General features: G+C 75.9%; 11 protein-coding genes. 7 read left to right on the top strand and 4 right to left on the bottom strand.

The window, feature by feature from the left end; translation table 11 throughout:
• Positions 1-522: 522 nt before the first annotated feature.
• Both ACZ7LB_RS15325 and ACZ7LB_RS15320 read right to left on the bottom strand, forming a co-directional pair.
• Positions 523-1,383 (bottom strand): DUF3592 domain-containing protein, encoded by an 861-nt coding sequence (locus ACZ7LB_RS15325; RefSeq protein WP_471468415.1) that lies wholly within the window; start codon positions 1,381-1,383, stop codon positions 523-525.
• 95 nt (positions 1,384-1,478) lie between these two features.
• Positions 1,479-2,573, bottom strand: coding sequence for a hypothetical protein (locus tag ACZ7LB_RS15320; protein ID WP_471468413.1), 1,095 nt, complete (start codon positions 2,571-2,573; stop codon positions 1,479-1,481).
• 441 nt (positions 2,574-3,014) lie between these two features.
• Here ACZ7LB_RS15320 and ACZ7LB_RS15315 point away from each other — a divergent pair, with 441 nt between their 5' ends.
• A complete protein-coding gene (locus ACZ7LB_RS15315; RefSeq protein ID WP_471468411.1) occupies positions 3,015-3,728 on the top strand; it encodes a class III extradiol dioxygenase subunit B-like domain-containing protein in 714 nt (237 codons plus the stop codon).
• Positions 3,729-4,153: 425 nt separating this feature from the next.
• On the opposite strand, the gene ACZ7LB_RS15310 is transcribed toward ACZ7LB_RS15315, so the two are convergent.
• Positions 4,154-4,453, bottom strand: coding sequence for an antitoxin (locus ACZ7LB_RS15310; protein ID WP_471468409.1), 300 nt, complete (start codon positions 4,451-4,453; stop codon positions 4,154-4,156).
• Positions 4,454-4,477: 24 nt separating this feature from the next.
• Positions 4,478-4,693 carry a hypothetical protein gene (locus ACZ7LB_RS15305; RefSeq protein ID WP_161228614.1) on the bottom strand — a complete coding sequence of 72 codons (216 nt, stop codon included), beginning with the start codon at positions 4,691-4,693 and terminating at the stop codon, positions 4,478-4,480.
• Positions 4,694-4,873: 180 nt separating this feature from the next.
• On the opposite strand from ACZ7LB_RS15305, the gene miaA reads away from it, so the two are divergent.
• The 6 genes from miaA (at position 4,874) to hflX (ending at position 13,293) form a co-directional block, all read left to right on the top strand.
• Positions 4,874-5,812 (top strand): tRNA (adenosine(37)-N6)-dimethylallyltransferase MiaA, encoded by a 939-nt coding sequence (gene miaA, locus ACZ7LB_RS15300; RefSeq protein ID WP_471468407.1) that lies wholly within the window; start codon positions 4,874-4,876, stop codon positions 5,810-5,812.
• Between the two features lie 107 nt (positions 5,813-5,919).
• Positions 5,920-6,429 (top strand): hypothetical protein, encoded by a 510-nt coding sequence (locus tag ACZ7LB_RS15295; RefSeq protein WP_471468485.1) that lies wholly within the window; start codon positions 5,920-5,922, stop codon positions 6,427-6,429.
• A gap of 85 nt (positions 6,430-6,514) precedes the next feature.
• The gene (dapF, locus tag ACZ7LB_RS15290) at positions 6,515-7,396 is read left to right on the top strand and encodes a diaminopimelate epimerase (RefSeq protein WP_471468405.1); all 882 of its coding nucleotides are present in this window, start codon (positions 6,515-6,517) and stop codon (positions 7,394-7,396) included.
• A 216-nt stretch (positions 7,397-7,612) separates the two neighbouring features.
• Entirely contained in the window at positions 7,613-9,799 is a 2,187-nt protein-coding gene (locus tag ACZ7LB_RS15285; protein WP_471468404.1) for a RelA/SpoT family protein, read from the top strand.
• A 348-nt stretch (positions 9,800-10,147) separates the two neighbouring features.
• A complete protein-coding gene (locus ACZ7LB_RS15280) occupies positions 10,148-11,644 on the top strand; it encodes a M1 family metallopeptidase (RefSeq protein ID WP_471468402.1) in 1,497 nt (498 codons plus the stop codon).
• A gap of 155 nt (positions 11,645-11,799) precedes the next feature.
• Complete coding sequence (gene hflX / locus ACZ7LB_RS15275; RefSeq protein ID WP_471468400.1) at positions 11,800-13,293, top strand: GTPase HflX; 1,494 nt, start codon at positions 11,800-11,802, stop codon at positions 13,291-13,293.
• The last annotated feature ends 195 nt before the right edge of the window (positions 13,294-13,488 follow it).

Raw genomic sequence — 13,488 nt, 5'->3', positions numbered from 1 at the left:
CGGGCGGCCACCCGCCGCCCCCGGGCCGTCACCCGCCCCCGGGCTGCCCCCGCCACCCGGGCCGCCCCACGCTGCCTCCGGCTCCCGGCTCCCGGCCCCCGGCCGCCTCCGCCGCGCGGTCCGACGGGCCGGGAACGGCCGCCACCCGCCGCCGGGCGGGGTGGGGACCACGGCGTGCCCCCGGCCGGACGGCCGGAAGGGCACCGTCCGCGCCACCGCCTCCTTCGAGGACGAGTACCACCGGTCCGCCCGGTCCGCCCGTCACCCGGCCCCGGCCCGGCCCGCCCCCGGGGTGCGCCGTGAAGCGGGCGGGCCGCGAGCGTCCGGTGGTTCACCTGCCGACTCCAGCGGGGGAGCCGGCGGCCGGGCCGGGCGGTCGCCGAGCCCGGCCCGGGCAGTCCTCGGGCGGGACCGGGCAGGGCCGGTGCCGTGAGTCCGGGTGTCACGGAAACCGCCGAAGGCGCGCCCCTCGCGGACAGGACGGCCTCGGCCCCACGGCGGGAGGACGGCCCGGCCCCCGCGTCACAGCAGGACCATGCCCACCGCGGCCGCCGCCGCCACGACCAGGACCCCCACGACGTTGACGGCCATGTCCCACTTCCAGGACCGGCGTTCGGCCTCGACGTCCAGGACGAGGACCGCCGGGTCGTCGGGGGCGTAGTGGATCGTGACGTCCCTGCCCCGCGATCCGGCGGGGTCCGGCAGTCCGGACGCGCAGTGGGCCGTGACGTCCCTGCCGTCGAGGGTGGTGAAGGCGACGACCGGTACCAGATGCGTGGAGGTGTGACCGTCGTCGTCGACGGTGACGCTCCTGAGCACGGCGACGACACGGCCCGGTACGGCGGCCATGCCGTCCAGCGCGGCGATACGGCGGTTCCGGTCGCGGACGTTCCCGGGCAGGTGGTACACGCCGGAGAGGGCCCACGGCCCGCAGAGGCCGAGCAGCGCCCACGGCCAGCCCCGGTCGATCGCGGCGACGGTGACCGCACCGGCGTAGACGAGGAGGAGCGCGAAGGTCGGCGGGCCGAGTCCGCGCCCGCCCCCGGAGGGGTGGTCGGCGAACCGGAAGGCGTGGGGCCTGCCGCGCGGGTAGTGGATCCCGACCTCCCGGCCCGTCCAGGCCACGCCGATCCTCTCGCCGCACCCGCCGTCGTTGGTGACCGTGAACTCCTGCCCGGTCGCAGGGTCCCGGAAGGAGACGACCACGGCTATCCCGTCCTTCGGGGAGCTGCCGTGCCGGGGCTCCCCGACCCGCTCGATCCGCCCCGTCACCCGGACCGTCCGCTGGGCCCGGGTCACCCCGGCCAGTGACCTCCCGTATCCGATCAGCGCCACCGCGCCGAACACGCCGCACCACAGCACCAGATACCCGTGCAGGTCCATCCGTCCCTCCTCCTGCCCCTTCGGCAGCCCACCGCCTCGGCGGCGCCGAGCATCCCCCTCGCCCGCGGAAGACGTGGTCCCCGTCCCCGGGCGCCTCAGTGTGCGGACGCGTGCCGAGCCACCCTGCCCCGTCCGTCCGCCTCCAGCGACGCCGTGCCCCCGTCCCCGGTCACGACGACCCTGATGACGAGGGAGCCGGTGAGCCGGTCGGCGGTCATCCGCCAGGTGTGCGGGGAGCCGCCCCCGAGCGCGGTGGTGGCCTCCTTCACCAGGGCGGACAGGCGATCGTGGGGCAAGGCGCGGGGGTCGAACCCCGGGGTGCGCGTGCCGGTCGGCGAGAAGACGACCGACAGCAGGCGCTCCTGCACGACGACGGTGAGCGCCCGGCGGGTGTCCCCCTCCTCGGTGAGCGAATCCAGAGCCCGGCCCAGCTCGCCCCGGTCGAGAAACGAGCGCCCCGGCCCCAGGGCGACGGTCGCGGACGCCGACGAGACCACCGTGGTCGACGACGTGGAGGAGACGGACGGCCGCGCGGCCGAGGGCGGCTTCGGCCCGCCGTCCCGGCCGGAGAGGTCCGCGCGGAAGAGCAGGACCACGGCGGCCGCACCGAGCAGCAGGCCGAGGGGTACGACGAAGCCGGGGGCACGGCCCTCCGGGGGCGCGGCGACTCCGGCCGTTCCGGGCACCGGGCCGAGGCGGGCCGAGGCCGCCCGGTCCTGCCACTCCGGCGTCGGCCGCTCGACGATCCGCGCCCGCCACGGCCGGTCCGGCGGGTACCGGACCACCACGACGCCGCGCGGCCGGTGGTCGGGCAGGTCCATGAGGTTGATGTCCTGCGTGATCTGCACCCGGTACGCGGGCCCGTCGTCCGGTACGACGGCGAGCCCGAACCGCACCGGAACCTCGCTCGTTCCGCCCCCGACAGCCTCCCGGCTCTCGATCACCGCGAGCGCCGTGCGGGGCACGACCGCCGCCTCCCGGGCGCGCCTCGGCGCACCGGCGAGGAACGACAGCAGCCCGTGGGCCGCGGGCAGTACCAGTCCCGTGACGAACAGGGGCGCGTTCTCCGTGATCCCGCCCACGACGAGCGCGGCGAGCGACGCCCCGGCCACGCCACCGGTCAGGACACCCCGGGCGAGCGCGACCGGAATGCCGTGCGTGGGCGGAGGCGCGCCCGTGGTGGTCGTCATACGGGAGATTGTGCTGGGCCCGGGTGACGGCCGGTAGACCGCGGGACGGCCTTCCGGCAGCCCGCGGGGGACCGTCCCGAGCGCCTCTCCGGGATGGTGCGGCACGGCGGCAGAAGTGTCACGGGCGGATCCGGCGTCGTCCGGCGGCCGGCCACCCCCCTGGATGGTCCTGGCTCGGCTCCCTCCGCCGGCTCGCCCGGCCCGCTGCCGCCCGCCCGGCCCGCTGCCGCCCGCTCGCCCGGCCCGCTGCCGCCCGCCCGCCCGGCCGCTGCCGGGCGTTCGCCGCGCGGGGCGCTCCGTGCGCCGTGGGTCCTCCGGGTCCGTCGGGGGAGCGCTGTGGGCCGCGGGCTCCGGTGGCGGGCGGCGGGCCCCGGCGGCGTTCGGGCCGCCGGCCGGAGGGCGCGCCGCCCGCCCCCCGGGCACGGGGCTACGCTGCCGGTCATGCTTGTCGCCGCCGCAGTCTGCCCCTGTCCGCCGCTCCTCGTCCCGGAGGTCGCCGCGGGTGCCGCACCGGAGCTGGAGGACGCGCGCACCGCGTGCGCGGACGCCCTGGGCGTGCTCGCCGCCGCCCGGCCCGGCCTGCTCGTGGTCGTGGGCCCCGGGGACGGCGCGGAGCCCGTGACCCATCCCGAGGGCGCCCGGGGCTCGTTCCGCGGCTTCGGCGTCGGCCTGGACGTACGGCTCGGCCGCGACCGGGGCACCCCGCGGGGCGGTCCGCTGCCGTACGGGCTCGCCGTGGGCGCCTGGCTGCTGGGCCGCGCCGGCCGGACCGACGCCCCGGTGGAGGGGCTCGCGGTGGGGGAGGAGCTGACGGCCGCGCGGTGCGCCGGGCTGGGCCGCGACCTCGCCGCACGCGCGGACCGCGTCGCCCTGCTCGTGCTGGGCGACGGCAGCGCGTGCCGCACCCTCAAGGCCCCCGGGTACCTCGACGAACGGGCGGAGCCCTTCGACGCGGCGGCGGGCCGGGCGCTGGGGGCGGCGGACGGACCCGCGCTCGCCGCGCTGGACCCGGGGACGGCCCGGGAGCTGAAGGTCTCCGGGCGGGCGCCCTGGCAGGTCCTCGCGGGGGCCGCCGAGGACGGTGACCTCGCGGGCACCGTCCTGTACGAGGACGCCCCGTACGGGGTGGGCTACTTCGTGGCCACCTGGTCGTAGCCCCCGCCGTCACCCACCCGGCCACTCTCCCGTCCGCCCGGCGGCGCACCGCGCGCTCCCGCCGCACCGGACCCGGACCCGGGCACGGCCGGTGCGCGGGCCGGGCTCCGGCGACCCGGGGCGCGCGCCCGGCGCCCCGGGCCCGGCTCCGGCCGCGCTCTCCCGGCCGGACGGGGACGACGCGGCGACCGGGCCCGGGACCCGGCCGTCACCGGCCCGACGGCCGGCCGCCGTCACCGGGCACCCGGCGACACCGCGCGCCCCCGGGCGGACCCCGCCCACCGGACCCGCCCCGCCCACCGGGCCGTCACCGCGCCCGCCCTCCCGCCCCGTGGGCGGAACGCCGGACGGCCCGGAACCGAGGGGTTCCGGGCCGTCCGCCGGGGCCGCCGCCGGAGCGGCGGTCACCGGGTGATCCGTGCCGTTCAGGACGACGGGGTGGACCCGGGCTTGTCACCGGGGGTGCCGGAGTCCGGCTTCGCCCCCGTGCCGCCCTGGGCCTCCTTGCCGTCGGCCTCCTTGTGCGCGAGGCGGTCCACGGCCTCCTTGGCCTTGCCCGTACCCGTCTGGATGCGGTCGCTGTACTTGCCCTTGGTCTTCTCGTCGACCGTCTTCGCCACCTTGTCGAGGCCGGCGTCGATCTTGTCCCCGTGCTGCTGCGCGAGATCCGAGACCTTCTCCTTCGCCGGACCCAGTTTGGCCTTGAAGTTGTCCATCAGACCCATGGTTGACCTTCCCTCGCCACGCGGTTACGTACGAGCGCCCTTGTCCGCCTCATGGTCGACGGCCTCCCCGGCGGACTGCTGCCGGGGAATCCCGACGGTGTCCGCGCCGGTCGTCCCGGCGGCCTCCGCCGCGCCCTCCTCCGCCGCGCGTCCGGGGACCGGGGTGCCGGACCCGGCCTCGGCGGCCGACGCCTCCTCCGTGGCGCTCGACCTCCGAAAGAGTCGTGCAAAAACGCCCATGTCAACTCCATACGTTACTCGTGCGGGCGGTCTCCCGGGGCGTCCGGTGCCTCCGTACGCGTGACCGGGCCGCCGCCCGGCGATCCGGGAGCGGAAACCTCGCAACGGGCAACGAGGCCGGTGGCGCCCTGTCACGTAACTCGATCGGGGGCAGGCCGGGAGGTTTGGGAGACTGGGGGAGTGAGCAGCGCACCCCCCACCCCCCGTGTCATCGCCGTCGTCGGTCCCACGGCGGCCGGAAAGTCCGATCTGGGCGTTTTCCTCGCCCAGGAGCTCGGCGGTGAAGTCGTCAACGCCGACTCCATGCAGCTCTACCGAGGGATGGACATCGGCACCGCCAAGCTGACGCCCGAGGAGCGCGGCGGCGTCCCGCACCACCTGCTGGACGTCTGGGACGTGACCGTCACCGCCTCGGTCGCCGAGTACCAGCGGCTGGCCCGGGAGCGGATCGACGCGCTCCTCGCCGCCGGGCGCTGGCCCGTCCTGGTGGGCGGCTCCGGCCTCTACGTCCGCGGCGCCATCGACAACCTGGAGTTCCCCGGCACCGACCCCGAGGTCAGGGCGCGCCTGGAGGAGGAGCTGGCGCAGCGCGGCTCGGGTGAGCTGCACGCCCGCCTGGCCGCCGCCGACCCCGGCGCAGCGCGGGCCATCCTGCCCGGCAACGGCCGCCGGATCGTGCGGGCCCTGGAGGTCATCGAGATCACCGGCAGGCCCTTCACCGCCAACCTCCCCGGCCACGACTCCGTCTACGACACCGTCCAGATCGGCGTCGACGTGGCCCGCCCCGAGCTGGACGAGCGCATCGCCCGCCGGGTCGACCGGATGTGGGAGGCCGGACTGGTCGACGAGGTGCGCGCGCTGCGGGAGCGGGGGCTCGGCGAGGGCCGGACCGCCTCCCGCGCCCTCGGCTACCAGCAGGTGCTCGCCGTCCTCGCCGGGGTGTGCGGCGAGGAGGAGGCGCGGGCCGAGACCGTCCGGGCCACCAAGCGCTTCGCGCGCCGCCAGGATTCGTGGTTCCGCCGCGATCCGCGGGTGCACTGGCTGAGCGGCGCCGTGGCGGACCGCACGGAACTTCCGCGCCTCGCCCTGTCGTTGGTCGAACGACCGGTTACAGCCTGATCACGTGATGGCATCGGGACGCTCAGGCCGTCATCGCGGCCTCCGGCGCCGTGCCATCATCGTGCTCGATCGATCAATGTGAGTCCTAGTGGGGAGGGCGCGTGGCGATGGAGGCCGGCCCTCGCGACACCGCACGGAGTACCGGGCACGAGGCCGCCGACCACGGCGGAGCGGAGCCGGAGGGGGACCGTCTGAGCCCCGACGGTCCCGACGAACTGCACGGGCTGCCGGGCGGTGTGGCCGCCGACGGTCCCGAACCCGGCGCCATGTACGGCGACGAGGTCGAGGTCGAGCTGCGCCCCCAGCGGCGGCTGCGGATCTGGCAGCTCGCGCCCATCGTCTCCCTCGGGGCGGTCGGGTCCCTGATGTTCGCCTTCCCGCTCGCCTTCGACTTCGGCGACAGCGGCGCGGTGATCGCGATGCTCGGGCTGCTGATCTGCTCGTGCGCGGCCGGGTGGGGCATGATGGCCGCCCGCCGGGTCGGTTACACGTGGCCCGGGGTGCCCCCGCGCGGCAGCGGCCGCCGGGCCGACTGGCGGATCATGCTCGCCTACGCCGTCGCGGTCGCCGTCGTCGTCGCCCTCGCCGTGTGGCGGGTGGCCCGCCTGCGCGGCTGACCGCCCGGCGCCCTCCCGGCGGGCCCCGGGAGGCGGCGGCCGGAGATCGTGTCGCGATGCCGCCGCCACCCCGTACGATCGAGGAATGAGCACGCGGATCGCCTTCCTCAAGGGCCACGGGACCGAGAACGACTTCGTGATCCTCCCCGACCCCGAGAACGCCGTCGACCTGCCCCCGTCCGTCGTCGCGGCCCTGTGCGACCGCCGCGCGGGCATCGGCGGCGACGGCGTGCTGCACGTGGTGCGGTCCGCCGCGCACCCCGAGGCGCGGGCCATGGCCGCCGAGGCCGAGTGGTTCATGGACTACCGCAACAGCGACGGCTCGGTCGCCGAGATGTGCGGCAACGGCGTCCGCGTCTTCGCCCGCTACCTCCAGCGCGCCGGCCACGTCACCGAGGGCGACCTCGCGCTCGCCACGCGTGGCGGTGTCAAGCGCGTGCACATCGCCAAGGACGACGGCGACATCACCGTCGGCATGGGCCGCGCCGTGATCCCGGCGGACGGGGTCACCGTGAGCGTCGGCGGGCGGAGCTGGCCCGCGCGCAACGTGAACATGGGCAACCCGCACGCCGTGGCCTTCGTCGCGGACCTGGGCCACGCGGGCGACCTGCTCTCCCCGCCGCCGTACGAGCCCGCCGCCGTCTACCCCGACGGGGTCAACGTCGAGTTCGTGGTCGACCGGGGCCCGCGCCACGTCGCCGTGCGGGTGCACGAGCGGGGCTCCGGCGAGACCCGCTCCTGCGGCACCGGCGCGTGCGCCGTGGCCGTCGCCGCCGCCCGCCGGGACGGCACCGACCCCGCCGTCACCGGTGTCCCCGCGACCTACACCGTGGACCTGCCCGGCGGCACCCTGGTGATCACCGAGCGGCCCGACGGCGAGATCGAGATGACCGGCGCCGCCGTGATCGTCGCCGAGGGCGAGCTGGACGCCGAGTGGCTCGCGGCGGTCCGGGGCCCCCGCGGGTGAACCGCGGAACGGACCGGGGCACTCCGTACCAAAACGTAAACCTTCCGTCCTTCGCTCGAATGGGTGATCCGTTTCACGCTCGGCGAGAGGCGGTCGGCGGTAGGTGATGGGCTCGATAGCATCAAGCACCGGCCCGGACGGGGGATCGACACCATCCCCTGAGCCGTGTCCGCCCCGGGATGCCCCGTCCGCCGGTCCGTGCAGCCGGAGGTGCCCATGAACGCGGAGGCCGTGAATCCCGCGAGCCCAGGTCCCGTGACGCCCGTCGGAGCCGTCGCTCCCTCACCGCCCCGCCGCCGCACACGCCCCCGACTCGACCTGCGCCGCCTCGGCCGCGCCGCCCTCCTCGGCAATCCCGCGCGCGGCCGGCTGCCCGACGCCATCGGCCACGTCGCCGACGCCCACCGCGCCCACCACCCCGACGCCGACCTCGATCCGCTGCGCCGCGCCTATCTGCTCGCCGAGTCCTCGCACCGCGGCCAGATGCGCAAGAGCGGCGAGCCCTACATCACCCATCCGCTCGCCGTGACCCTGATCCTCGCCGAACTCGGCGCAGAGACCACCACGTTGACCGCCTCCCTGCTCCACGACACCGTCGAGGACACCGAGGTGACCCTCGACCAGGTCGGCGAGCAGTTCGGCGCCGAGGTCCGCTTCCTCGTCGACGGCGTCACCAAGCTGGAGAAGGTCGACTACGGCGCCGCCGCCGAGCCCGAGACCTTCCGCAAGATGCTCCTGGCCACCGGCAACGACGTCCGGGTGATGTCGATCAAACTGGCCGACCGGCTGCACAACATGCGCACCCTCGGCGTGATGCGCCGCGAGAAGCAGGAACGGATCGCCAGGGTCACCCGGGACGTGCTCATCCCGCTGGCCGAGCGCCTCGGCGTCCAGGCCCTCAAGTCCGAGCTGGAGGACCTCGTCTTCGCGGTGATGCACCCCGAGGAGTACGAGCACACCCACGAGTTGGTCGCCCGCAACGCGGCGCGCCCGCACGACCCGCTCACCGAGGCCGCCGACGAGATGCGCAGGGTGCTGCGCGAGTCCGGGATCACCGCCGAAGTCCTCATCCGGCCGCGGCACTTCGTCTCCGTGCACCGCGTCTCCCGCAAACGCGGCCCGCTCGGCGGCGCCGACTTCGGCCGCCTCCTCGTCCTCGTCCAGGAGGACGCCGACTGCTACGGAGTCCTCGGCGAACTGCACACCTGCATGACGCCCGTCGTCTCGGAGTTCAAGGACTTCATCGCCGTCCCCAAGTTCAACCTCTACCAGTCGCTGCACACCGCCGTGGCCCGGCCGCAGGACGGCCAGGTCGTCGAGGTCCTCATCCGGACCCACCAGATGCACAAGGTCGCGGAGGCCGGGGTGGTCGCCCTCGGCAACCCCTACGCCCCCTCCGCCGACGACCCCTCCGGCGGCGAGGGGGAGCGCGCCGACCCCACCCGGCCCGGCTGGCTCTCCCGCCTCATCGACTGGCAGCGCGACGCCCCCGACCCCGACACCTTCTGGTCCACCCTGCGCGAGGACCTCGCCCAGGACCGCGAGATCACCGTCTTCCGCCCCGACGGCGGCACCCTCGGCCTGCCCGAGGGCGCCACCTGCGTGGACGCGGCCTACGCCCAGTACGGGGAGGACGCCCGCGCCTGCATGGGCGCCCGGGTCAACGGCCGCCTCGCGACCATGAGCACGGTGCTGCGCGACGGGGACACCGTGCACCTGCTGATGGGCCAGGACCCCGCCTCCGAGCCCGGCCCGGACTGGCTGGAGCACGCCCACACCCCCACCGCCCGCATCGCCATCCAGCGCCGCCTCGCCGCCCGCTCCGAGGCCGCCGGGGCGACGGGCGCCGCCGCCCCGTCCGCGGCCGCCGGACCGCCGGGCGCCCCGGCGTCCGCCGCGCCCGGCGGCACCGCGCCGGTCCGGGAGCGGACGCCCGTCCCGGCCGACCCGCGCTCCGCGCCCGAGGTCCTGGTCGACCTGCCCGGCGCCACCGTACGGCTGGCGGGATGCTGTACTCCCGTACCGCCCGACGAGGTCACCGGGTTCGCCGTGCGCGGCGGCGTCGTCACCGTGCACCGCGTGGGCTGTCCGGGGGTGGCGCGGATGACCGGCGCCGGGCGCGCGGAGATCGGCGTGCGCTGGGGGGAGACCACCGGGTGCCGGGTCACCCTGCTCGCCGAATCGTTCGTCCGCCCCCATCTCCTGGCCGATCTCACCGAGGCCATGGCCCTGGAAGGCGCCGAGATCGTCTCGGCGACCGTCGAGCCGCCGGACCGCCAGCGCGTCCGCCACACCTACACCGTCCAGCTCCCCGACGCGGCCCATCTGCCCGCCCTCATGCGCGCCATGCGCAAGGTCGCGGGCGTCTTCGACGTGGCCCGGGCCCAGACCTCCGGCGCCTGACCCTCACGGCGTCCGGCCCCCTCCCGGTCCGGCGTCCGGACCCCGGGGCGTACCGGGACCGGGGATCGGGGACCGGCCTCCCTGGGGGGACCTGATCCGGCGCGGGCGGTCGCCCCGCGCACCCAGGAACGCGTCCGGCCCGCGGTGTGCTCCCGCCGGGAGCCGGGAGCCGGGAGCCGGGAGCCGGGAGCCGGGAGCCGGGAGCCGGGGAGCCCGGAGAGCCCGGAGAGCCCGGGAGTCCGCGCCCCCGCTCGCGCGCCGGAGCGAACCGTGCCGGAGGCCACCCGTTCGGGTGTGCCCGGTGCGCGTCGGCGCCGCGCCGCGGGCGGGCGTTGATAGCCGTAGGGGATGCCGCACACCCCCCAGCCCCCGGCCACGCGCACCCGCCGGCGCCGCCGCCCGCGGGCCGCCGCCCTGCTCGTCCCCGCCGTCTGCGCGGCCCTGGCCGCCGCGAGCGCCCCGCCGGTCCCGCTCGGCATCGGCGACCGCCTCTACCCGCACCTGGGCAACCCCGGCTACGACGTGACCGACTACGACCTGTCCTTCACCTACTCCGGGGACAACGGCCGGCCGCTCGGCGCCGTCACCGTCATCGACGCCCGCGTCACCGAGCGCCTGGACCGCCTCAACCTGGACTTCGCCCACGGGACCGTCGACTCCGTCGAGGTCGACGGCGTCCCCGCCGCCTTCGCCACCGCGGGCGAGGACCTCGTCGTCACCCCCCGGGAACCGCTCGACGCGGGCCGCCGGACCCGGATCACCGTGCGGCACACCAGCGACCCCGTCTCCTCCGAGGACCGCCCCGGCGGCTGGGTGCGCACCGCCGACGGCCTCGCCATGGCCAACCAGGCCGACGTGGCCCACCTGGTCTTCCCCTGCAACGACCACCCCTCCGACAAGGCCCGCTTCACCATCCGGATCACCGCTCCCGACGGCCTCACCGCCGTCGCCAACGGACTGCCCGCCGGGGTGCGCCGCCACGGCGCCACGACCACCTGGACCTACCGGACCCGGCACCCCATGGCCACCGAACTCGCCCAGGTGTCCATCGGCCGCTCCACGGTGGTGCGCCGCACCGGACCGCACGGACTGCCCCTCCGCGACGTCGTCCCCACCGAGCACCGCGAGGCACTGGAGCCGTGGCTGGCCAGGACCCCCGGGCAGATCGCCTGGATGGAGCAGAAGGCGGGCCGCTTCCCCTTCGAGACCTACGGCCTCCTGATGGCCGACGCCACCACCGGCTTCGAGCTGGAGACGCAGACGCTCTCCCTCTTCGAGCGGGAGCTGTTCACCGAGCCCGCCTACCCCCAGTGGTACGTCGAGTCGCTGATGGTGCACGAACTCTCCCACCAGTGGTTCGGCGACAGCGTCAGCCCCCGCTCCTGGTCCGACCTCTGGCTCAGCGAGGGCCACGCCACCTGGTACGAGGCCCTGTACGCGGAGGAGACGGCCGGCCGTCCCCTGGAGACCCGGATGAGGGCCGCCTACGGCGCCTCCGACGGCTGGCGCGCCACCGGCGGGCCCCCGGCCGCGCCCAAGCCGCCCCGGTCCGGCAGCAAGATCGGCATCTTCCGCGGCAACGTCTACGACGGCGCCGCCCTGGTCCTCTACGCGCTGCGCCAGGAGATCGGCGCCCCGGCCTTCGAGCGGCTCGAACGGGCCTGGACGGCACGGCACCGGGACTCCACGGCCACCACCGCCGACTTCGTCCGCCTCGCCTCCGCCACCGCCGGACGCGACCTGGAGGGCTTCCTCCACGACTGGCTCCACGGCGACAGGACCCCGCCCATGCCCGGCCACCCCGACTGGAGGCCCGCGGGCGCCGCCGACGACGGGGGGAAATAAGACGGTGACGAGACGGCCCGTACCGTGCGACCATCGTCGCGACGGCGCGGCACGGGCCCGCGGGAATCTCCCCGGCGCCCCGCGCGTTGTACCGGTACGGCCCCGCGCGTCCGCGCGAGCCGGACACGACCCGTTCCCAGCTACGTAAGGATCAAATGACCTCCTCTTCTTCCCCTTCCCAGGACACCAAGCGTCTCGCGCGTGACCACCCCGACGGCCTGCGGGCCGATGCCCTGATGGAAGAGGACGTCGCCGGGAGCCACGAGATCGACCCGCGGTGGGACGGCGAGCAGTTCGACCGCTCCGAGCGCGCGGCGCTGCGCCGGGTGGCGGGCCTCTCCACGGAGCTGGAGGACGTCACCGAGGTCGAGTACCGCCAGCTCCGGCTGGAGCGGGTCGTCCTCGTCGGCGTCTGGACCACGGGCACCGCGCGCGAGGCCGAGAACTCCCTCGCGGAGCTGGCCGCCCTCGCCGAGACCGCAGGAGCCCTGGTGCTCGACGGCGTGATCCAGCGCCGCGACAAGCCCGACGCGGCCACCTACATCGGCTCCGGCAAGGCCAACGAGCTGCGTGACGTCGTCCATGAGACGGGCGCCGACACCGTCGTCTGCGACGGTGAGCTGAGCCCCGGCCAGCTCATCCACCTGGAGGACGTGGTCAAGGTCAAGGTCATCGACCGGACGGCCCTGATCCTCGACATCTTCGCCCAGCACGCCAAGTCCCGTGAGGGCAAGGCGCAGGTCTCGCTCGCGCAGATGCAGTACATGCTGCCGCGGCTGCGCGGCTGGGGCCAGTCGCTCTCCCGGCAGATGGGCGGCGGCAAGGGCGGCGGGCTCGCCACCCGCGGCCCCGGTGAGACCAAGATCGAGACGGACCGGCGGCGCATCCGCGAGAAGATGGCCAAGATGCGCCGGGAGATCGCGGAGATGAAGACCGGCCGCGACATCAAGCGCCGGGAGCGCCGCCGCAACAAGGTGCCGTCGGTGGCGATCGCGGGCTACACCAACGCCGGGAAGTCCTCCCTGCTCAACCGGCTCACGGGCGCGGGCGTCCTGGTGGAGAACGCGCTGTTCGCCACCCTGGACCCGACCGTGCGCCGGGCCGAGACGCCGAGCGGGCGGCTGTACACCCTGGCGGACACCGTCGGCTTCGTCCGGCACCTGCCGCACCACCTGGTCGAGGCGTTCCGCTCCACGATGGAGGAGGTCGGCGACGCCGACCTGATCCTGCACGTGGTGGACGGCGCCCATCCGGACCCGGAGGAGCAACTGGCCGCCGTGCGCGAGGTGATCAGGGACGTCGGCGCCACCGACGTGCCCGAGATCGTCGTGGTCAACAAGGCCGACATGGCCGATCCGCTGGTCCTCCAGCGGCTGCTGCGGCTGGAGCGGCACTCCATCGCCGTGTCGGCCCGCACCGGTCAGGGCATCGAGGAGCTGCTCGCGCTGATCGACAGCGAACTGCCCCGGCCGTCGGTCGAGATCGAGGCGCTGGTGCCGTACACCCGCGGCAAGCTGGTGGCCCGCGCCCATGACGAGGGCGAGGTCCTCTCCGAGGAGCACACCCCGGAGGGCACGCTGATCAAGGTGCGCGTGCACGAGGAACTGGCGGCGGAGCTCTCGCCGTACGCCCCGGCACCGCTCGCCTGACCCACTGTGACAGGGGTCCGCCCCCGCGCCGTCGGGCGCGGGGGCGGACCCCTGTCACGTTCCCGGTCACCCGGTCACCCGCCGCCGTGCGTCCGGCTCGTGGTCCGGTACATCGCCCCGGCCGGCGCGCCCGGCCGCGGTCCCGCGGGCCAGGTGCCGTCCGGCGGGCCGACCCGGGTGCGGGAGACCGGCCGG

This window comes from Streptomyces sp. NPDC107521, from assembly GCF_055598485.1.
Note: the sequence above shows the minus strand (reverse complement) of the source record. Positions and strands in the feature narration are given on the sequence as shown.